Origin of the sequence: Pseudomonas sp. MSSRFD41, from assembly GCF_014230245.1 — a bacterium.
Taxonomy (GTDB): Bacteria; Pseudomonadota; Gammaproteobacteria; order Pseudomonadales; family Pseudomonadaceae; genus Aquipseudomonas; species Aquipseudomonas piscis.
Map to the genome: position 1 here is coordinate 19,689 of NZ_JACKZK010000008.1, position 22,070 is coordinate 41,758.

At 65.2% G+C, this 22,070-nt stretch carries 12 protein-coding genes and 1 CRISPR repeat array; of the genes, 10 read left to right on the forward strand and 2 right to left on the reverse strand.

What is annotated here, in order from left to right:
* The first annotated feature begins 253 nt into the window (after positions 1-253).
* From ptsP to H7A76_RS14230, 10 genes are all read left to right on the forward strand, one after another.
* Positions 254-3,115, forward strand: coding sequence for a phosphoenolpyruvate--protein phosphotransferase (ptsP, locus tag H7A76_RS14185; RefSeq protein WP_185699068.1), 2,862 nt, complete (start codon positions 254-256; stop codon positions 3,113-3,115).
* Positions 3,115-4,056: a 1-phosphofructokinase gene (gene pfkB / locus H7A76_RS14190; RefSeq protein WP_185699069.1), complete on the forward strand. Its 942-nt coding sequence runs from the start codon at positions 3,115-3,117 to the stop codon at positions 4,054-4,056. The genes ptsP and pfkB overlap by 1 nt, the downstream gene beginning before the upstream one ends.
* 11 nt (positions 4,057-4,067) lie before the next feature.
* Positions 4,068-5,825, forward strand: a complete 1,758-nt coding sequence (locus H7A76_RS14195) for a PTS fructose-like transporter subunit IIB (protein ID WP_185699070.1) — start codon at positions 4,068-4,070, stop codon at positions 5,823-5,825.
* A 930-nt stretch (positions 5,826-6,755) separates the two neighbouring features.
* The gene (locus H7A76_RS14200; protein WP_185699071.1) at positions 6,756-7,133 is read left to right on the forward strand and encodes a hypothetical protein; all 378 of its coding nucleotides are present in this window, start codon (positions 6,756-6,758) and stop codon (positions 7,131-7,133) included.
* A gap of 405 nt (positions 7,134-7,538) precedes the next feature.
* Positions 7,539-10,631, forward strand: a complete 3,093-nt coding sequence (gene cas3f, locus H7A76_RS14205) for a type I-F CRISPR-associated helicase Cas3f (protein ID WP_185699072.1) — start codon at positions 7,539-7,541, stop codon at positions 10,629-10,631.
* A gap of 66 nt (positions 10,632-10,697) precedes the next feature.
* On the forward strand, positions 10,698-12,050 hold the full coding sequence (csy1, locus tag H7A76_RS14210) for a type I-F CRISPR-associated protein Csy1 (protein ID WP_185699073.1): 1,353 nt from the start codon (positions 10,698-10,700) through the stop codon (positions 12,048-12,050).
* Positions 12,043-13,026 carry a type I-F CRISPR-associated protein Csy2 gene (gene csy2 / locus H7A76_RS14215; RefSeq protein WP_185699074.1) on the forward strand — a complete coding sequence of 328 codons (984 nt, stop codon included), beginning with the start codon at positions 12,043-12,045 and terminating at the stop codon, positions 13,024-13,026. The genes csy1 and csy2 overlap by 8 nt, the downstream gene beginning before the upstream one ends.
* An 18-nt stretch (positions 13,027-13,044) precedes the next feature.
* Positions 13,045-14,067: a type I-F CRISPR-associated protein Csy3 gene (gene csy3 / locus H7A76_RS14220; RefSeq protein ID WP_185699075.1), complete on the forward strand. Its 1,023-nt coding sequence runs from the start codon at positions 13,045-13,047 to the stop codon at positions 14,065-14,067.
* 3 nt (positions 14,068-14,070) lie between these two features.
* Positions 14,071-14,634 (forward strand): type I-F CRISPR-associated endoribonuclease Cas6/Csy4, encoded by a 564-nt coding sequence (gene cas6f / locus H7A76_RS14225; RefSeq protein ID WP_185699076.1) that lies wholly within the window; start codon positions 14,071-14,073, stop codon positions 14,632-14,634.
* 130 nt (positions 14,635-14,764) lie between these two features.
* Positions 14,765-15,212: a CRISPR direct-repeat array (repeat unit 28 nt; unit sequence GTTCACTGCCGTATAGGCAGCTAAGAAA).
* Between the two features lie 230 nt (positions 15,213-15,442).
* On the forward strand, positions 15,443-16,984 hold the full coding sequence (locus H7A76_RS14230) for an alkaline phosphatase (protein ID WP_185699077.1): 1,542 nt from the start codon (positions 15,443-15,445) through the stop codon (positions 16,982-16,984).
* Positions 16,985-17,009: 25 nt separating this feature from the next.
* Here H7A76_RS14230 and H7A76_RS14235 read toward each other — a convergent pair whose 3' ends face one another.
* Both H7A76_RS14235 and H7A76_RS14240 read right to left on the reverse strand, forming a co-directional pair.
* A complete protein-coding gene (locus tag H7A76_RS14235) occupies positions 17,010-19,541 on the reverse strand; it encodes a sulfite reductase flavoprotein subunit alpha (RefSeq protein WP_185699078.1) in 2,532 nt (843 codons plus the stop codon).
* 152 nt (positions 19,542-19,693) lie between these two features.
* Complete coding sequence (locus H7A76_RS14240; protein WP_185699079.1) at positions 19,694-21,967, reverse strand: TonB-dependent receptor; 2,274 nt, start codon at positions 21,965-21,967, stop codon at positions 19,694-19,696.
* Between the last annotated feature and the right edge of the window lie 103 nt (positions 21,968-22,070).

A 22,070-nucleotide genomic window follows, 5' to 3' on the forward strand; every position in this document is an offset into this window, starting at 1 on the left:
AATCCTACCTGATCTGTGCAGGCGACCAATGTCGGAAGCGGCAGGCGACCATCAGGACTTCAAGAGGCGAAGATTATCGAGTAACTTGCCGATCCTGCTAGATTAAACGTTTCAGCAGGCGTATTTTCTCGGCCACAGCCTAAACGTAGAAGCGCTTCCGCCCGCTGGCCAGTCCCATTCTTGGCCATGACAGCGCCTACGCTGCTGACTTAAAACAATACCTAGCGCGCCCCCGCGCTAAATAGGAGAACCCATGCTCGAACTCACCGTAGAGCAGATATCCATGGGCCAGACGGCTGTGGATAAGTCCGCGGCCTTACGCTTGCTGGCCGACACATTGGTGGCCGATGGCCTGGTGGCCGCCGGTTACCTGAGCGGCCTCGAACAGCGCGAGGCCCAGGGCTCGACCTTCCTCGGCCAAGGCATCGCCATCCCCCACGGCACCCCGCAAACCCGCGACCAGGTCTTCGCCACCGGCGTGCGCCTGCTGCAATTTCCCGAGGGCGTGGACTGGGGCGACGGGCAGATCGTCTACCTGGCTATCGGCATCGCTGCCAAGTCCGACGAGCACCTGCGCCTCCTGCAATTGCTGACCCGCGCCCTGGGCGAGACCGACCTGGGCCAGGCCCTGCGGCGCGCCAGTTCCCCGGAAGCCCTGCTCAAGCTGTTGCAGGGCGCGCCTCAGGAACTGGCGCTGGACGCGCAGATGATCGGCCTTGGAGTGGCGGCGGAAGATTTCGAAGAGCTGGTCTGGCGCGGCGCACGCCTGCTGCGCCAGGCCGAGTGCGTGAGCAACGGCTTTGCCGCGGTGCTGCAACAGGTGGAGGCGCTGCCCCTGGGCGACGGTCTTTGGTGGTTGCACAGCGAGCAGACCGTGTTGCGCCCAGGGCTGGCGTTCGTCACCCCGGACAAACCCATCCGTTACCTGGGCCAGCCTCTGAGCGGCCTGTTCTGCCTGGCCAGCCTGGGGGAAGCCCACCAGGCCCTGCTGGAGCGCCTGTGCGCGCTGTTGATCGATGGCCGTGGCCAGGAGTTGTGGCGCGCCACCAGCAGCCGCGCGGTGCTCGAAGTGCTCGGCGGTGAGTTGCCGGCGGACTGGCCCAGCGCCCGTATCGCCCTGGCCAACGCCCACGGCCTGCATGCCCGCCCGGCCAAGGAACTGGCGCAGTTGGCGAAGAACTTCGAAGGCGAAATCCGCATCCGCATCGCCGATGGCAAAGACGCCGCCGTGTCTGTGAAAAGCCTGAGCAAGCTGCTGAGCCTCGGCGCGCGGCGCGGTCAGGTGCTGGAACTGATCGCCGAACCGAGCATTGCCGCCGATGCCTTGCCCGCATTGCTGGCGGCCATCGAACAAGGCCTGGGCGAATCCGTCGAGCCATTGCCGGCGGTCAGCGCTCCCCGGGAAGAGCCGCAGGACGTCGTGGTGCCGATCAGCGCCCCGGCTTCCGGCAGCCTGATCCAGGCCATCGCCGCCGCTCCCGGCATCGCCATCGGCCCGGCCCACATCCAGGTCCAGCAAGTCATCGACTACCCGCTGCGGGGCGAGTCCGCCGCCATCGAGCGCCAGCGCCTGCAGCAGGCCCTGGGCGAGGTGCGCGAGGACATCCAGGGGTTGATCCAGCGCAGCCAGGCCAAGGCCATCCGCGAGATCTTCATCACCCACCTGGAAATGCTCGACGACCCCGAGCTGGTGGACGAGGTACAGGCCCGCCTCCAGCAGGGCGAAAGCGCCGAGGCCGCGTGGATGAGCGTGATCGAATGCGCCGCCCGGCAACAGGAGTCCTTGCAGGATGCGCTGCTCGCCGAACGCGCCGCCGACCTGCGCGACATCGGCCGCCGGGTGCTGGCGCAACTGTGCGGCATCGAAACCCCGGCCGAGCCGGACCAGCCCTACATCCTGGTGATGGACGAAGTTGGCCCCTCGGACGTCGCGCGCCTGGATCCGACCCGGGTCGCCGGGATTCTTACCGCTCGCGGTGGCGCCACCGCCCACAGCGCCATCGTCGCTCGGGCCCTGGGCATTCCGGCCCTGGTGGGCGCGGGCGCCAGCGTGCTGCTGATCAAGTCCGGCACGCCCTTGCTGCTGGACGGCCAGCGCGGCCGGCTGCATGTCGCCCCGGACCCGGCGACCCTGCAGCGGGCCGCCGAGGAGCGTGACACCCGCGAGCAACGCCTCAAGGCCGCCGCCGAACAACGCCATCAACAGGCCCGCACCACCGACGGTCACGCGGTGGAAGTGTTCGCCAACGTCGGCGAAAGCGCCGGCGTCGCCGCGGTGGTGGAGCAGGGCGCCGAAGGCATCGGCCTGCTGCGCACCGAACTGATCTTCATGGCCCATCCCCAGGCCCCGGACGAAGCCACCCAGGAAGCCGAATACCGCCGCGTGCTCGATGGCCTGGGCGGACGGCCGCTGGTGGTGCGCACCCTCGATGTGGGCGGCGACAAACCGCTGCCCTACTGGCCGATCGCCCAGGAGGAAAACCCCTTCTTAGGCGTGCGCGGCATCCGTCTGACCCTGCAACGCCCGCAGATCATGGAAGCGCAGTTGCGGGCGCTGCTGCGCTCGGCGGACAACCGCCCGCTGCGGATCATGTTCCCCATGGTCGGCAGCGTCGAGGAATGGCGCCAGGCCCGGGACATGACCGAGCGCCTGCGCCGGGAAATTCCCGTGGCCGACCTGCAACTGGGGATCATGATCGAGGTGCCCTCGGCGGCCCTGCTGGCCCCGGTGCTGGCCAAGGAAGTGGACTTCTTCAGCGTCGGCACCAACGACCTCACCCAGTACACCCTGGCCATCGATCGCGGCCATCCGACCCTTTCGGCCCAGGCCGATGGCCTGCACCCGGCGGTGCTGCAACTGATCGACATCACCGTGCGCGCCGCCCATGCCCAGGGCAAGTGGGTCGGCGTGTGTGGCGAGCTGGCGGCCGACCCGCTGGCGGTGCCGGTGCTGGTGGGCTTGGGCGTGGATGAACTGAGCGTCTCCGGACGCAGCATCGCCGAGGTCAAGGCGCGCATTCGCGAACTCAGCCTGGCCCAGGCCCGAACCCTTGCTCAACAGGCCCTGGCCGTCGGCAGCGCCAACGATGTGCGCGCCTTAGTGGAGGCCATGTAATGGCGAAGATTCTCACCCTGACCCTCAACCCGGCGCTGGACCTGACCGTGCCCCTGGCCCACCTGGAGGTGGGGCAGGTCAACCGTAGCCAGGCGCTGCACGTGCATGCCGCCGGCAAGGGGGTGAACGTGGCCCAGGTCCTGGCCGACCTGGGCCATCGCCTGACCGTCAGCGGCTTTCTCGGCGCTGGCAATCCCCAGGCTTTCGATGAGTTGTTCGCCCGCCGTGGGTTCGTCGATGCCTTCGTTCGCGTGCCGGGGGAAACCCGCAGCAACATCAAGCTGGCCGAGGCCGATGGGCGCGTTACCGACGTCAACGGCCCGGGCCCGCGGGTCGACGCCGTCGCCCAGCAAGCGCTGCTGGCGCGCCTGGAGCAGATCGCCCCCGGGCATGACGCGGTGGTGGTCGCCGGCAGCCTGCCCCAGGGCGTGAGCCCGCAATGGTTCCAGGCCCTGCTGCTGCGCCTGAAGGCCATGGGCCTGAAGTTGGCCCTGGACACCAGCGGCGCCGCCTTGCGTGCCGGGCTGGCGGCCGGGCCCTGGCTGGTCAAGCCCAATGGCGAGGAACTGGCCGATGCCCTGGGCCGGCCGGTGGCCACGCCGGCGGACCAAGCCGCCGCTGCGCGCCAGCTGCAGGCCCAGGGGGTCGAGCATGTGGTGGTCTCCCATGGCGCCGACGGCGTCCACTGGTTCGCCACTGGCCAAGCCTTGCAGGCGTTGCCACCCAAGGTCGCGGTGGTCAGTACCGTGGGCGCCGGCGACTCGTTGCTGGCCGGGGTGCTGCACGGCCTGCTCGTCGGCCAGGACGCCGCCCAGGCCCTGCGCACGGCCACGGCCATCGCCGTCATGGCGGTGACCCAGATCGGTTTCGGCATCGGCGACCGGGCCCAACTGGCCCGGCTGGAACAGGGGGTGCGCGTGCAGCCCCTGGCAGAACAATAAGAGAGGTGCCCATGAAGTTAGCCATCGTTACCGCCTGCCCCAATGGCATGGTCACCAGTGTGCTCTGCGCACGCCTGCTGGACGCCGCGGCCCAGCGCCAGGGCTGGAGCACCAGCGTCGAGGTCCACGACCCGGCCCGTCCCGAGCGCCAATTGTCGGCCGCGACCCTGGCGGCGGCCGAGTGGGTGCTGCTGGTCAGCAGTGGGCCTGTGGATCTGTCGCGTTTCGTCGGCAAGCGGGTCTATCGCAGCAGCCCGTCCCAGGCCCTGCAGGATGTGGATGCCTTGCTGCGCCGGGGCGCCGAGGACGCCCAGGTGCTGATGGCCGCGCAAGAGCCGGGCGAGCCCGCGCCCAGCGCCGAACAGTCGGTGCCACGGGTGGTGGCGATCACCGCTTGCCCCACCGGCGTGGCCCACACCTTCATGGCCGCCGAGGCCTTGCAACAGGCGGCCAAGCGCCTGGGTTACCAGCTGCACGTGGAAACCCAGGGCTCGGTGGGCGCGCGCAATCCGCTGAGCGCCGAGGCCATCGCGCAAGCCGACGTGGTGTTGCTGGCAGCGGACATCGAAGTGGCCACCGAACGCTTTGCCGGCAAGCGCATCTATCGCTGCGGCACCGGGGTGGCGCTCAAGCAGGCCGAGGCGACTTTGGACAAGGCCCTGGCCGAGGGCCGGCCGGAGTCCGTGGCCAGTGGCGCCCAGGCGCCGGCCAAGCCAGACCAGGCCGGGGTCTACAAGCACCTGCTGACCGGGGTTTCGTTCATGCTGCCGATGGTGGTGGCGGGCGGCTTGATGATCGCCCTGTCCTTTGTCTTCGGCATCACCGCCTACAAGGAGGAGGGCACCCTGGCCGCGGCCTTGATGCAGATCGGTGGCGACACCGCGTTCAAGCTGATGGTGCCGCTGCTGGCCGGTTACATCGCCTACTCCATCGCCGATAGGCCGGGGCTGGCCCCGGGGATGATCGGTGGCCTGTTGGCCAGTACCCTGGGCGCGGGGTTCATCGGCGGCATCGTCGCCGGGTTCCTGGCTGGGTACGCGGCCAAGGCGATCAACCACTACATACGCTTGCCCCAGGGGCTGGAAGCCCTGAAGCCGATCCTGATCATCCCGTTGCTGGCCAGCCTGTTCACTGGCCTGGTGATGATCTACGTGGTGGGCAAGCCGGTGGCCGGCATGCTCGGGGCCCTGACCCATTTCCTCGACAGCATGGGCACCACCAATGCGATCCTGCTGGGGGTGTTGCTGGGGGCGATGATGTGCGTGGACCTGGGCGGGCCGATCAACAAGGCGGCCTATGCGTTTTCGGTGGGGTTGCTGGCGTCCCAGAGTTATGCGCCGATGGCCGCGGCCATGGCGGCGGGGATGGTGCCGCCCATTGGCCTGGGCATTGCGACCTTCATCGCCCGGCGCAAGTTCGCCCAGACCGAGCGGGAAGCGGGCAAGGCGGCGCTGGTGCTGGGGTTGTGCTTTATCTCCGAGGGGGCGATTCCGTTCGCGGCCAAGGACCCGTTGCGGGTGATCCCGGCGAGCATGGCCGGTGGGGCGTTGACGGGGGCCTTGTCGATGTACTTTGGCTGCAAGTTGATGGCGCCCCATGGGGGGTTGTTCGTGATGTTGATTCCGAATGCGATCAATCATGGGGTGTTGTATTTGCTGGCGATCGTGGCGGGGAGTGTGTTGACGGCGGGGGTGTATGCGGTGGTGAGGCGGGGGGATATGGGGGTGGAGCCTGAGCCTGGGGTGGGGCAGGTGGGCGGGGCGGCCTGATAGCCGGCCCGGGCTTTTGGGATCTTGGGCTCTTGGGGTTTTGGGTACATATCCGTTGCTGCGGGTGTGGCGGCTGGCGGTTTCGCCCTTACGGCGAGTCCCTTTTGTCAGTCGCCCGGGGTGCCGGCCCAGACAAAAGGAACCAAAAGGTCTTGCCCCCACGTCCGGCCGCTCGCTGCGCTCGGGTTCCCTCGTTCCGGTACTTCTCAGGGGGCATCGCTTCCAGCGATGTCCTCGACTGCGTCGAGGGGCGCTGCGCGCCATTCCCCTGATAAGCACCTGCACTCGGCCTTCCCAGGGGGCGGGTGAATCAAGATCACCAGCGTACGGCGCGCCCTACCGGGCGGCGCATCGCGGGTGTTGGGTGTGCGTGTTTGACATCGTTTCGTGTAGCCGCTGCCGAAGGCTGCGTACGGGCGCGTAGCGGCCGCTGGGTCTTGAATGCGCTGAAGGTCCTTCGGCCCTTGTCGCAGCCTCGCCGTGGCTCGACAGCGGCTACAGGACCGCTTCGTGTAGCCGCTGCCGGAGGCTGCGTACGGGCGCGCAGCGGCCGCCTGGATCGTGAGTCCGCCGAAGATTTTGTGGCCTTTCTTAGCCTTCGACAGGCTCAAAACCCATCCAAGTCTCTTTCTTTTGTAAGGGGTTTCCGAGAGACTCCGGTGCGCTTGTGCCTGACGAATCCGCTGGCTAGTCTCCGGTCGTCACTGGTCATCAGTGACCGGGTTTAGCAGCCCGACCAAACTCAGGCACGCCAAGCTCCATCTCCATCCGACCAGCATGCGAATGCTGGTCAATGCGTTATGGCAGCTGTACGCGGGGCACCTTCGGGTGCGCTGGGCTTGCCTGACTGCCTGGTCTGCTAACCCGCGTCCAGCTGCCACCCTCCGTTTAGCAGCGATGGGTGAAAGCTCCATAGTCAGGAGTGCCACCATGAAAAGGCTCGTTCCCGATCCCCCCGTTTTCTCTTCTGTTTCACGTCGCAACCCGGAGCATGACCGGGCCAACGAGGTGATTCTCCATGCGCTGATGAACACCCGTACCGGCTCGCTGATCCGGACGCTGAAACCCACGGTCGCCGCGCCTGTGGGTCGCGATTCGTTGTTCAACGTCCGCTCCGGTATCAGTGCCGAGGAGGCCCTGGTCCATGTGTCCATGTTGCTCAAGGCTGCCGAGGAGGTGTCCGATGAGATCACCGAGCAGGCCAGCGGCGTCGAGCGTGGGTTGATCTGGTCCCTGGTGCATTCTGTGGAGATGGCTCGCGGCGTGGTGGATGCGTTGCTCGATGGCCATCGTCTTTCCCCTGACTGAATACGCACCACCTATGGCGAGGGAGCGTGCTCCCGCTGGGGCGCTTTCTCGCCCCAGTGCCCAGTGTTCGACTTCATCAGCGGGACGCCTTGGAGAGCCCGGAATCTGCCGGCCAAGATCTTCAGTCATGGGCTCGTGGGCAGCTCGCCATAACCTTTGCTTTACCTTGGCCTTGTGCCCGCAAACCCTGGCACCAGTAGGGGCTGCTTGCTGTTTGCCGGGGCTTGGTGCGTGCCTTCATGCCCTCTATTTGAACTTCCAATACGCCATGGACGAACAATCGGACATTGCTTATAACCGCTAGCGCTCAATGGACGATGCAGCAGGCGGTTGTATTTCATGGAAGACATCCACTCCGCGACTCTAGAAACAACGCTTCATGGCAAACGCGCTCGAAGGCCAGGCTTGTCGCGTCGTGCCGCGAACAAGGGCTGGCACACCGCCCAAGACATCTCGCTGCTGGCGCAGTTGGCGGCGCTGCTGCATGACTTGGGCAAGGCCAGCCGGGCCTTCCAGCAGAAGCTGCGGCGCCGCGGCCTGGCACACAACCTGTATCGCCATGAGTGGGTATCGCTGCGGCTGTTCCTGGCCTTTGTCGGGACGGACGATGACCCTGCCTGGCTCCGGCGCTTGGCCTCGCCCAGTGCCGAGGATGATCAGGCTTGGCTGGCTGCCGGGCGGTTTCAGCGGGACGGGCTCGATGCCACGACGCCGCCATTCAAGCAGCTCGCGCCCTTGGCGGCTGCCGTGGCTTGGCTGGTGGTCAGCCATCATCGCTTGCCGACGCTGCCCAGCTGGAACGAGGCCGGTGATGGCGAGCAGTCGTGGCTGGGCAAGAAGTCCGCGCGCTTCAATCCCGCGATGCTGGACAACCTGATCGAGGGCATCACCCACGAGTGGAACGAGTGCAGTCGTTCGGCGCCGCTCAACGAGGTCGAGGCGTTCTGGCAATTCGAGCACGGCCTGCCCGTGGTCTATCCCCAGTGGCGGGCCCAGGCGGCCAAGATCGCCCAGCGGTTGTGGGTGCTGCAGGCCAAACCCGGGCATAACGATTGGCTGGACAACCCTTATGTGATGCACCTGGCGCGGATGAGCCTGATGTTGGCTGATCATCACTATTCCAGCCTGCCGCCGGCGTCCAATCAGCGAGTCAGGGGCGATAACCAGGGCCTGGTGTTCGCCAATACTCATAGCGATGGCCAGCTCAAGCAGCCCCTGGATGAACACTTGCTCGGGGTTGCCCGCATGACCCGCAGCATCGTCCATGGCTTGCCCGATTTCGAGCGGCGCCTGCCGCGCTTGGCGCGTCATGCAGGCTTGCGCAAGCGCAGTGGCTCCGGGCGTTTTGCCTGGCAGGACCAGGCGGTGGATGCAGCGACCGGCTTGCGTGGCCAGTCGCAGCGACAAGGCGCCTTTATCGTCAACATGGCCTCTACCGGATGCGGCAAGACCCTGGCCAATGCACGGATCATGCATGCCCTGGCCGACCCCCAGGCCGGCATGCGTTGCACCTTCGCCCTGGGGCTGCGCAGCCTGACCTTGCAGACCGGCAACAGCTACCGCCAGCTACTGAACCTGGGCGACGACGGCCTGGCCATCCGGGTTGGCGGCTGCACCAGCCGGGCGTTGTTCGAGCATTACCAGGCCCGGGCCGAAGCCAGCGGTTCAGCTTCGACCCAGGCCCTGATCGAAGAAGACAGCCATGTGCGCTACGAGGGCTCGCTGGCCGCCCACGGCCTGTTGTCCAAGGTGGTGAACCAGCCCCAGATCACCGCGTTGCTCAATGCGCCCATGCTGGTCTGTACCATCGATCACTTGATGCCCGCCACCGAAGCGCAAAGGGCCGGGCGGCAGATTGCACCGATGTTGCGCTTGCTCAGCAGCGACCTGGTGCTCGATGAACTGGATGATTTCGACCTGGCCGACCTGCCGGCCCTGACGCGCCTGGTGTACTGGGCGGGTTTGCTGGGCACGCGGGTGCTGTTGTCGTCGGCGACCCTGCCAGCGGCCCTGGTGCAGGGGATGTTCCAGGCCTATGGCGCCGGGCGCCGGCACTATCGGCGCAATCGTGGAGCGCTCGACACGCCTGATGAGATCCCGTGCCTGTGGGTCGATGAGTTCACGGCCCAGCCCTTCAACTGCCACGACGCCGAGACCTTCAGCCAACAGCATCGGACCTTCGTCGATCAGCGGGTGCAGGCGCTCGGGTGTATCGAGCCCAGGCGGCGTGGCGAACTGGTTGCCTTGAGCATGGGCGCGCAGCCAGTGGCGGACATACGCCGGACATTCGCCGAGCAGGTTCGAACCACGATGTTGCAGGCCCATGCCCGGCATGCCGAGGTGTGCCCGCACAGTGGCAAGCGCGTCAGTTTTGGCCTGGTGCGCATGGCCAATATCGAACCGCTGTTCGAGGTCGCCCTGGCCCTGTTCGCTCTCGGTGCACCTGCCGGCCAGCGCATTCATCTGTGCGTCTACCACTCGCGGTTCCCGCTGCTACTGCGCTCGGCCATCGAGGCGCAGTTGGACACCTGCCTGGACCGTCGCCAGCCGGGCGCGGTTTATGACCAACCACAGATCCGCCAGCTGCTCGACCAGTACCCCGAAGAGGAACATCTGTTCGTGGTCCTGGGTTCGCCGGTCACTGAAGTCGGGCGCGACCATGACTACGACTGGGCCGTGGTCGAACCCTCATCGATGCGTTCGCTGATCCAGCTGGCCGGGCGGGTACAGCGCCACCGCCAGCAGCCGTGCCGGCACGCCAATATTTTTATCTTCGATAGCAACCTGCGGCATTTCGAGCAGCCAGGAGCCGCAGCGTTCATCCGCCCGGGTTTCGAGCATGACAGCCGCCAGCCGGATCACCCCCTGCGCCTGGCCAGCCATCGCCTCGGGCAGCTGCTGGATCCGGCCGACTACCAGGAGCTCAGCGCCCGCCCGCGCATCCAGCCCAGGGCCAGCCAGGCGTGGCGTCCACGGCACAACCTGGTGGACCTGGAGCAGGCGCGGCTCAGCGCACAGATGTTGCCCAAGGATCGCAGCCGCGCAGGCCAACCGGCCCCACGCGGGGTCAAGCCGGTGGTTTTCGATCTGGACGCGGCCTGTGCCTGGCAATACCCCAGGGCGGCCCTGACCTGGGCCTTGCCCCAGCACCAGCCTTTTCGTGAAAACACCATCAGGGAGACAGAGTTGCTGTGGTTGCCCGATGACGATGAAGAACGCTTGGTCTTGCACCGTATTCATGAGCAGCCCGGGTTTCGTACGCCAGACCTCTATCTGCCGACGTCTTCGTTGTTGCAGGAAATCGATCTGGAGGCACTGTCCGGCCCAGGCATCAGCCCGTGGGGGCGGCATGAGCTGTTGTCGCTGCTGGTCGAGCAGGCGGACATTCAAGGCCTGTCGTTGCGGGCCTGCGCCGAGCGCTTTACGGCGGTCAAGTTGAGCGACAGCACCAATGGCTGGCGCTTTCATCCGGTATTGGGGTTTGCTAGAAAGCGGTAGTGGCCAGGTGCCACTTGCAGCCGTTAGAGATGGGTCATCAAGCCGTATTTTCTACAGGGAGGAGACATGAACGAAGGATCGGATCAGTTACCGCGCATCCTGCTTTTCCGTTACGCCATCACCGCGTTCGTCCAGGAACGGCGGGACGCAAAACTGAAAGGCGTTGAGGCCAGTGATGCGCTCAACGCCGCAAAATATGAATACGCCACCTGGCTCGCCGACGCGGCCCGTCGAGTAGGGCAGATCCAGGCCGTCACCCATGTGCTCAAGGCCACCCATCCCGACGCTCGCGGCAGCAGCCTGCATGTCGCTCCGCAAACATTGCCGCGGCACCGGGAAGTCGGCAGCCACATGCTGGGTAGCGACTACGCGCAGGACATCGTCGGCAACGCCTCCGCGCTGGATGTCTACAAGTTCCTCAGGCTGGAGGTGGATCAACGTCGGCTACTGGACTGGCTGCTGGAGGACGATGCCGACCTGTTGGCCGCCCTGAGCCCGGACCCGGCCCTGGCGCAAAGTTGGGCCGAAGCCTTCAAGGGCCTGGTTCGCCCCCATCAGACCTTGAGTTCCCACGCCATGGCCAAGCAGGTGTTCTGGTGCGTGTCGGGCGAGCCTGGCGACGATGCCGGTTTCGAACTGTTGCAACCGATGTTTCCCAGCAGCCTGGTCCATGCGGTCCATGCCGATATCAACGATGCACGTTTTGGGGAGCGCAACCAGGCGGCGCGCCAGGCCCGGCGCCAGCGTCAAGCCCACGACGGAATCTATCGCGACTATCCACAACTGGTGATACGCAAGCTCGGCGGGACCAAGCCGCAAAACATCAGCCAGCTCAACAGTGAGCGTGGCGGAGTGAATTACTTGCTGGCGTCCTTGCCCCCTAAATGGCGCCAGCAGCATCCGGGCAACCTGCTGCACCTGGAGTCGGTGTTCAGTCGCCTGCGGCGTTTCGAAGACATGGGCGAGCTGATCGAGGCCCTCTGCCTCCTGCTGCAAGCCGATCCGGCGCGCAGCCTGCGCACTCGGGCTCAACGTGAACGTATAGAGCGCGCCCTGGGCCGGGCGTTGGCGGCCTTTGGCCTGAGCTTGCGGGCCTCTTTACCTCCTGGTTGGAGCCGTGATCGGCACTGCCAGCTGCCGCTGTGCGAACAACTCTGGCTCGACCCGCAACGCGCGCAGTTGGCACCGGGTGATGACCACCAGGACGCGGACCAGGCCTTCGCTGCGGCCTTCGCCCAACGCCGTTGGCCGGACGAGATCGCCCAGCGTTTCGGCCACTGGTTGAATGCCATCCTGCTGCAACGGGGCCTGCCGGTGGGCGATACCGAACAGGCGCATTGGGCGCGGCAGGCGGTGGTCGATGCCGAGATCTCATGCGCTACCCATGAGGTGGCGGAACAGGAGGTGCGCCATGGCTGAGTGCCCACATTTCGAGCACCTGCTGGTCATCCCTCACCTGCAAGTACAGAACGCCAATAGCCTTTCCAGCCCGCTGACCCATGGCTTTCCGTCGATCACCGCCTTTCTCGGGCTGATGTGGGCCCTGGAACGCAAGACGGTCGATACGGGCCTGGATCTGCAATTCAACGCGGTGGGTGTGGTGGTCCACGATCACGAAGAACAGGTCACCGATGGTGATTTCGTCAACACCCTGCGCCTGACTCGCAATCCCCTCAATCGCGATGGCAGCACCGCCGCGATTGTCGAGGAAGGGCGGGTCCATCTGCGCATCAGCCTGGTATTCGCGGTCCAGAGCCAGGCCCTTGACGACAAGGAAAGTACCGTCGCCCGCCAAGTGCGGGAGCTTTTGCTGCAGATGCGTATTGCTGGCGGCAGCCTGATTCCCTCCCGTGCCCCCCAGGGCCAGCAACAGCCCTATTCGATCCCCATGACGGGGGATGAAGAGGCACGGGACGTGTTGTTCTACCAGGCCAAGTTGCGCCTGCTGCCGGGCTTCACCCTGGTGGAGCGCCAGGACCTGCTGGAGCAACGCCATCGCGATCTGCAAGCCAGGCAACCCGGGGCTTCGGTGTTGGACGCCTGGCTGTCGCTGTCACGGATCAACTGGTCCAGCGTGGCCCCCGGCGCAGACGGGGACGCGTCAGGGCCGGTGCAGTGGCGCAACGACCGCGCCGACCTCGGCTGGCTGGTGCCGATCCCCGTGGGTTATGGCGCGCTCACCGCCTTGCAGGCGCCGGGCACGGTGGCCCGGGCTCGCGACTCGCAAACGGCCTTTCGCTTCGTGGAAAACCTCTATGGCATCGGGCAGTGGATCAGCCCACACCGTTTGCAATCGCCACAACAACTGCTCTGGTACGCCGACTCTCGCAGCGACCAGGGCCTGTACCGCTGCCGCAATGACTACCGCGCGCCATCGCTGGCGCACTTCGACTGATTGCAAAGGAGTTCGAACATGAGCAATGACGCCCTGAAAACCGCTTCGGTCCTGGCCTTCGAGCGCAAGCTGGACCCTTCCGATGCGCTGTTCCATGCCGGCGACTGGCAGTCGCGCAGTCAGTGGGAGCCGGTGGTGGTGCGGGAAAAATCCGTACGCGGAACCATTTCCAACCGACTCAAGGCCAAGGAGCTGGACCCAGCCAAGCTGGATGCCGCCATTGAAAGCCCCAATCTGCAAACTGTGGACGTGGCGACCCTGCCGCATGATGCCGACACCCTGCGGGTCAGCTTCACCCTGCGGGTGCTGGCCGGTACTGGCCAGCCTTCGGCCTGCAACGATTTCGCCTACCGGCAGAAACTGCTCGAGACTGTACAGGGGTATGTCCAGGCCAATGGCTTCGGCGAATTGGCCCGCCGCTACGCCCATAACCTGGCCAATGGCCGCTTCCTGTGGCGCAACCGCATTGGCGCCGAGCAGGTCGAGGTGGAGGTCGAGCATCTGGTGGAGGGCCAGGCAGCGACGCAATGGCGCTTCGACAGCCTGAGCCTGTCCTTGCGTCAGTTCGACGCTGCCGGTGAGCAGGGCGAGGCCTTGCAGTCGTTGGCTGGCTTGATTGCCCGGGGCCTGGCCGGCGAACAGCATGTGCTGCTGCGCATCACGGCCTACGCGCGCATGGGCGCCGGGCAGGAAGTGTTCCCGTCCCAGGAGCTGATCCTGGACCGTGGGCGCGGAGACAAGAGCAAGACGCTGTACAGCGTGGGCAACATCGCCGGCATCCACTCGCAGAAAGTCGGCAATGCCTTGCGCAGCATCGACACCTGGTACCAGGGCGCCGACAGCAACGGACCGATCGCCGTGGAACCCTATGGCTCGGTGACCACCCAGGGCAAGGCCTATCGCCAGCCCCGCGGCAGCCAGGACGATTTCTACACCCTGCTGGACAGCTGGGTGCTCAAGGATCGAGTACCCGCGCTGGAACAGCAGCACTTCGTGATCGCCACCCTGATTCGCGGCGGCGTGTTCGGCGAGGCAGGTTGAGCCATGGACCATTACCTGGATTTGAAACTGCTGCCGGACCCGGAGTTTCCCGAGCCGCAGTTGATGAGCGCCTTGCTCAATAAATTCCATCGGGCCCTGCATGATCTGCGGCGCAACGATATCGGCATCAGCTTTCCCGATACCCGGCGGCCGATCAGGCACCTGGGCTCGCACCTGCGCATCCACGGCAATCGCCAGGCCCTGGACCAGTTGCTGGCCATCGATTGGCTGACCGGTATGCGTGACCATGTACAGATCGGCCAGCCCTGCTCGGTGCCGACGCCGGTGCAGCATCGCCATGTCAGCCGGGTACAGGTGGACAGCAGTCCGGCACGCCTGCGTCGCCGCCTGATCAAGCGCCATGGGTTGACCGAGGACGAAGCCCGCCAGCGCCTGCCCGACAGCGCGGCGAAACGTTGCGACCTGCCGTTCGCGGTGATGCGCAGCCAGACCAGCCATCAGCTGTTCAACCTGTTCATCCGCCACGGCCCGTTGCTCGAACAACCCCAGCCCGGCACGTTCAACGGCTATGGCCTGAGCTCCAGCGCGACAGTGCCCTGGTTCTGACCCTTTTTTCCGGGTGCAGTGGAGCGCTTTGTAAAATCAATGACTTACAAAGCGCTTCAGAAAAAGGGTGTACAGCAACCTTTAACGGCCTTTCTTTTGAAATTCAGGAAGTTATAGAGAAAGTGCTCTAGTTCACTGCCGTATAGGCAGCTAAGAAATGGTACTCCCCAGCACCAGGGCGCATCGGCCTGTTCACTGCCGTATAGGCAGCTAAGAAAAGATCGCGCCGAACATGTGGATGGCCCAGCATGTTCACTGCCGTATAGGCAGCTAAGAAAAGTCGGGGCCCGCTGCTGGCGTCGGCCTCCGGGTTCACTGCCGTATAGGCAGCTAAGAAAATCAGCAGCAAGATGGCCAAGCAGCGTGGCCGGTTCACTGCCGTATAGGCAGCTAAGAAATATGACTAACGAGCAGCAAGCGCTGGCAGAGAGTTCACTGCCGTATAGGCAGCTAAGAAAGTTAAGGTCAGCAAGTAATGGGCGATTACATTGTTCACTGCCGTATAGGCAGCTAAGAAATCGGCGTCCACCAGTTCATCGGTGTAGTCCTCGTTCACTGCCGCATAGGCAGCTAAGAAACCAGTCCTTCAGCGTCCTTCGGTGCTGTTTATCTCGATTGCCGAACAGGCAGGCAACACACAATCCATCATCAATCCATCGGCACCCGTTACTGCCGTAGAGGCAGCTTGAGAGACCCGCTGCACCCGTCGCGGGCCGGCCTGGGACTCTCGGGCCGGGCGCGTCTTTGTCACATCCCCTTCATCGCCGCTGGCTAAGGTGGCCTCTTTTGACCATGTCAGGGAGTCACCATGAGCGAGTTCAACCTCGGCCGTCGACGGATCATGCAAATCGCCGGGGCGGGGCTGTTGCTGCCCAGCCTGGCGCCGGCGGTGATCGCTTCGGTCAAGGATCGGCCCAAGCTCACCGATGGCGTGCAGTCCGGGGACTTGCAGGGCGATCGGGCGATCATCTGGAGCCGCAGCGACCGCCCGGCGCGGATGGTGGTGGAGTGGGATACCCGCAGCATGTTCACCAACCCGCGGCGCCTGGTGTCGCCGCTGGCCGATGCCCGCACCGACTTCACCGCCCGGGTGGACTTGAGCGGGCTGCCGGTCAACCAGGCGATCTTCTACCGGGTGACCTTCGAGGACGCCCGCACCGGGGTGGCCAGCGAACCCTGGTTCGGCCATTTGCGCAGTGCCCCGAGCCAGCGCCGGGATATCCGTTTCGTCTGGAGCGGCGACACCGTCGGCCAGGGTTTCGGCATCAACCCGGACATCGGCGGCATGCGTATCTACGAGGCGATGCGCCTGCGCCTGCCGGATTTTTTTATCCACAGCGGCGACACCATCTACGCCGATGGCCCGGTGCCGGCTCAATTGACCACCGAGGGTGGGCGCATCTGGCGCAATATCACCACCGAGGCCAAGAGCAAGGTGGCCGAGACCCTGGACGAATATCGCGGCAACTATCGCTACAACTTGCTGGACGAGAACCTGCGCCGGTTCAACGCCGAGGTGCCGCAGATCTGGCAGTGGGACGACCACGAGGTGGTCAACAACTGGTCGCCGAGCAAGCAGCTGGACGAGCGCTACCTGGTCAAGGACATCCAGACCCTGGTGGGCCGTGCGCGCCAGGCCTGGCTGGAATATGCGCCGATGCGCCGGCAGAGCGCCGACGGTGGCGGGCGCATCTATCGCAAGCTCAGCTACGGGCCGTTGCTGGATGTGTTCGTGCTGGACATGCGCAGCTATCGCGGGCCCAACGATGACAACCTCGGCGGCGAGAAGCCGTTCCTCGGCCGTGAGCAACTGGACTGGCTCAAGCGCGAGCTCAAGGATTCCCAGGCGCAGTGGAAGGTGGTGGCGGCGGACATGCCCATCGGCCTGGGCGTGCCCGACGGCGAGGTCAGCCCCGGCGTGGCGCGCTGGGAGGCGATCGCCAACGGCGACCCGGGCCCGGCCCAGGGCCGCGAGCTGGAGATCGCCGAGTTACTGGCCTACCTGCGCAAGCACCGGGTGCGCAACCATGTGTGGCTGACCGCCGACGTGCATTACTGCGCGGCCCACCATTACCACCCGGACCGGGCGGCGTTCCAGGATTTCGAGCCGTTCTGGGAGTTCGTCGCCGGCCCATTGAATGCCGGCAGCTTCGGGCCCAACGTGTTGGACAAGACCTTCGGCCCCGAGGTGGTGTTCCAGAAGGCGCCGCCGACCCAGAACGCCTCGCCGTTCGCCGGGTTCCAGTTCTTTGGCGAGGTGCAGATCGATGGCCAGACGGCGCAGATGAGCGTGATCCTGCGTGATCTCGATGGCGTGGCGGTGTTCGAGCGCACGCTGCAACCGGCCTGATGCACGCCTATGGCCCATGGGTAGGTCAGTAGACGTCGCGACGGTAGCGGCCTTGTTCGATCAGGCGCTCGACCTGTTCGGCGCCCAGCAGCTCGTTGAGCACCTGGTCCACCCCCGAGGCCATGCCTTGCAGGCTGCCGCAGATGTAGAGCGCGGCGCCGTCGTCGAGCCACTGTCGCAAGGTCGCGGCGGCTTCGCGCAGGCGATCCTGGACGTAGATCTTCTGTTCCTGATCGCGGGAGAAGGCCAGGTCCAGGCGACTCAGGTCGCCCCGGGCCAGCCATTCCTGCAGCTCGTCCTTGCAGTAGAAATCATGCTCGGCGTTGCGCTCGCCAAAGAGCAGCCAGTTGCGTTGCTGGCCCTCGGCGATCCGCGCCTTGAGCAGGCTGCGCAGCCCAGCCAGGCCGGTGCCGTTACCCAGCAGGATCAGTGGGCAGGGATCGGCCGGCAGGTGGAAACCACTGTTGCGGCGCACCCGCAGGCTGATGCTCGCGCCTACCTGGAGGTGCTCGGTAAGCCAGCCGGAGCCGATGCCCAGGCTGCCGTCGGCGTGGCGTTCCTGGCGCACCAGCAGTTCCAGGCAGCCGTCAGCGGCGATCGAGGCGATGGAGTATTCGCGCGGGGTCAGCGGCACCAGCGCATCCACCAGGGCCTGGGCATGCAGGCCCACCAGGTGGGCGCGATTCTCCGGTAGCTGGCGGCTGCCCAGGGCCTGCTCCAGGCTCTCTTCCAGGCCGTCGAGCTGCACCGGGCTCTCGCCGGAAAGCCCCAGGCCCTCGAGGAAGTGCTCCACCAGCCACGGGCAGTTGCGCGGCATGACTTCCACCAGGTCGCCGGCCAGCCAGCTGCTGGTGCCGGGCGGCTGCAGTTGCAGGAGGTAGACCCCGGAGCCGCTGCTCTCGGGGTTCAGCAGGCGGCGCTGGCTCAAGGTCCAGTTGGCGAAAGCCGGGGCCTGCCACAGGTCCACCGGGGCATGGCCGGTGAGCTGGCCCAGTTGTTGTTGCCAGTGGCGCAGGGCGTAGCTGTCGCCATTGTCGACTTCCACCGGGGTGAACAGGCTGCTGGCGCCCTGGTTCGACAGCCAGGTGTGCAAGCGCCGGGCGAAACCGCAGAACTGCGGGTACTGGCGGTCGCCCAGGCCCAGCACTGCGTATTCCAGGCCGTCGAGGGCCAGCTCGCGGCCCAGCAGCTTGCGCTCGAAGCCCCGGGCGCTATCCGGGGCCTCGCCATCGCCGAAGGTGCTGACCACGAACAACGCCCGCTGGGCACTGCGCAGGTCCTGCTCGTCCAGGCTGGCCAGCGGGCGGACACGGGCGCCGATGCCGGCGGCCTGCAATTGCCCGGCGGTCTGCCAGGCCAGTCGTTCGGCGAAACCGCTCTGGCTGGCAAAGCCGATCAGCCAGCCGTGGGCATCATCGGGGGCCTGTTCCAGGCCCTGGCGGGCGTCCTTGATCTGGCGCTTCTTGCGCCGGCGATCCAGGTACAGCAACCAGCCGGTGATGAAGAACAGCGGCATGCACAGCGAGGCCAGGGTCAGCACGATGCGCCCCACCAGGCCGAAGTAGCTGCCCACGTGCAGGGCGTAGACGCTGGTCAGCAATTGCGCCTTGAAGCGCTTGTCGGCGTAGCGCTCGTGCCGGCTGATGACGCCGGTGGCCGGGTCCAGGGTGATCTGGTTCAGGGCGCGCTCGTGGGGCGAGTCCTTGAGCAGGTAGAACACCGTCGCCGGCTGCCCGGCCACGGGCGGCATGCGCACGTTGTAGGCGCTAAGGTCCTTGCCGGCGGCGCTGTAGATGCTGCTCCACATGGCGTTGTAGTCGGCCACCGGGGCCGGGCCCTTGGCCGGCGGGCCGCCACGCCCGCCCCGGGCGCGCTCGCTGTGTGGCGAGTCGGACAGCAGGCGGGTCAGCCCCTTGCTGTACCACTCGTACGACCAGTACAAACCGGTGAGGGCGAACAACAGGTAGAACACCAAACACCAGGTGCCGAATACCGCGTGCAGGTCCCAGTTGAAGGCCCGGCCTTGCTTGGCCCAGTCCAGGGTCAGCCAGGCGCGCCAGCTGGCGACCTGGCGCGGCCAGCGCAGGTACAACCCGGACAGGCAGAAGAAGATCAGGATCAGGGTGCAGGCGCCGGTGATCTGCCGGCCGCTGTCGCCCATGGCCAGGAACCGGTGCAGTTGCAGCATGAAGCCGAAGAAGCCCTGGCCCACGGCCTCGCCGGTGAACTGGCCGGTGTAGGGGTCGAAGTAGCGCATCTGCCCACGGCGCTCCCCGGGCGGCGGGGTGTAGAACACCCGCGCGGCATTGCCGCTGTCGGTCTCGACCCAGAGCATGGACACGTCCTTGCCCTCGGCCGCCTGGAGCTTGGCCACCAGCTCGGCCGGCGGCAGGGTGCCGGCGGGCCGCTTGTCGACCTGCAGCACCGAGGGGTTGAGCGCGCGCAGGATCTCATCCTCGAACGACACCGTGGCCCCGGTGATGCCCATCAGGGCCAGGACCAGCCCGGCGCTGATGCCGAAGAACCAGTGCAGCTGGAACAGGGTTTTCTTCAACACATCGACCGCCTTGTTCGTCCGAAGAGGTGAAACACGGCGCGCATTATGCCGTGTGTGAGCGAGAAGCATTCTTCTTTACAGGCAAAAGCCCCAGGCAGCGGGTGCATGGGGCTTGGGCACCTATGGCCGGGGCCACAGGGTGTCGTTACCGATCAGAAGTGGAAGTTGGCACTCATCAGGGCGGTACGGCCTGGGGCCTGGTTGGCGAAGTGCGCCGCGTAGGCCTTGTCGTAGTAGGTCTTGTCCGTCAGGTTCTGCACGTTCAGTTGCAGATCGACGTTCTTGGTCAGCTTGTAGCTGGCCATGGCGTCGTAGCGGGTGTAGGACGGTACGTAGACAGTATTCGCGGGGTCGCCATACACGTCGTCGACATAGAAGGCACCGCCACCGACGGTGAACTTCGAGGTGACGTCGTAAGTTGTCCACAGGCTGAAGCTGTTCTTCGGCGTGTTGGGCATCTGGTTGCCTTTGTTGGAACCGGCGCTCACTACGCCGTTACGCCCGTTCAGGCCGGCATCCACCAGTTCGCTTTTCAAGTAGCTGTAGCCGGCGAAGACCTGCCATTTGTCGGTGATCTTGCCGCTGGCGCCCAGTTCGATACCGTCGACGCGGGATTCACCAGCGTTCTGGTAGGTCATGGAGTCCACCAGGATGCGAGTGTTCTTTTTCTCGGTACGGAACACCGCGGCGGTCAGCGAGAGGCGGTTGTTCAGTACGTCCCACTTGGTACCCAACTCGTAGTTGACGGTTTCCTCGGGCTTCAGGTCGCTGGTGGCCAGGCCTGCCGACAAGGGGTTGTCGGGGGCGCCATCGAGTACGCCACCGGCAGGGTTGGCCGAGGTGGCGTAGGAAGCGTAGATGCTGCCGTTATCAGCCGGTTTCCAGACCAGTCCGGCCTGCCAGTTCCAGAACTGGCTGTCACTCTTGATCTTGCTCCGGCCCTTGACCGCGTTGGTGTTGGCTTCAGTGTCGAAGGTGTCGTAGCGCACACCCAGGTTCAACAGCCATTGCGGATCCAGTTCGATGGTGTCGAAGGCATAGGCGGCACGGCTGGTGGCCTTGGTATTGGTGCCGTAGTAGTTGCGTTCGCTGGAGCCGGTCCAGTCGTCATTCGGGTTTGGATTGCCCAGGGATGTGCAGTTGCCGCCACTCGTCTTGCCAGGGGTGCAAGTGGGGTTGGAGTTGGGGGAAACGGTGTAGCTGCTCACCCGGGTTTCTTCGCCGGTGAACTCAAGACCGGTGGAGTAGTTGTGCTTGAAGCCCAGGGCATGGAACTCGCCAAACAGATCGGTCTGGTTGGTGGTGGTTTCCGTGGTCGATACCCGGCTGTTGGCGCGACGCCAGACGGTGCCGTACTTGTTGACGTTGAACTTGCTGTCGTCCGGCTGAGTGAGGATGTAGTCCTGGCCGGTGTTGCCATGACGCAGGGTATTTTTCAGCGTCATGTTGTCGTTCAGGTCATGCTCGATGGAGAGGGTGCTGATATCGGCGCGAGTCTTGCGAAAGTCCCGATGCTTTAGACCATAGAAGTTGTTGCTGTCGCCGCCGTCGGTGGGTTTGTCGTGACCGTGGGCGGTGGCGGTTGCCGAGCTGTAGCCGTAGGGAATGCCCGAGTCCGGCAGGTCGTCGCTTTCCATATGGTAGTAGCTGAGGTTGACCCGGGTAGGGCTGCCCAGGCCGAAGGTCAGGGAAGGTGCGACACCCCAGCGGTCGTAGTTGATGGAATCACGACCCGCGACGTTCTGCTCGTGGCTCATCAGGTTCAGACGGAACGCCGCGCCTTCGAGGAACTGGCGGTTGACGTCGAGGGTGTAGCGGCGAGTCTGGTCGGAGCCATAAGTGAAGCCGCCGTTGAGGAAGTCCTGCTGCTTGGGCAGCTTGCTCACCAGGTTCAGGCTGCCACCGGCCGAGCCACGTCCACCGAACGAGGAGTTCGGGCCCTTGCTGACTTCCACCGATTCGATATCGAAGATTTCGCGGCTTTGGCCGCCAGCGTCACGCACGCCATCCAGGAAGGTGTCGCTCTGGGCATCGAAACCACGAATGAACGGGCGATCGCCCTGGGGGTTGCCACCTTCGCCAGCACCGAAGGTGATACCTGGAACGGTACGCAGTGCGTCTTGCAACGAGGTCGCCGCCGTGTCCTTGAGAACTTGCTGGGGAATGACAGTTACCGAACGAGGAGTATCCACCAGCGGCGCGGTGTACTTCTGCGAAGAAGCCTTTTCCACCTGGTAGGACGTCGCGTCCTGGGCCTCGCCAGTGATGCTGGTGGCTTCCAGGGCAATTGCTCCCGAGGCTTTCTTGCCGGTGTCCTCGGCGGCCTGGACCATGTGCGCGGCGGAGCCGGCGGTGATGGCGACGCCGATGGCCGATGCCAGCAGACGTGGCGAACTGACAGCGGATAATGGTGGTTGGCGTGTCATGTCTTGTCCCCTCCCCGAGGTTTTGAGGCCGCGGAATATAGGGGATGCGAGCATTCGTTATCAATTGCGAAATATTGCTATTCGCACTGAATTTACATTCTTT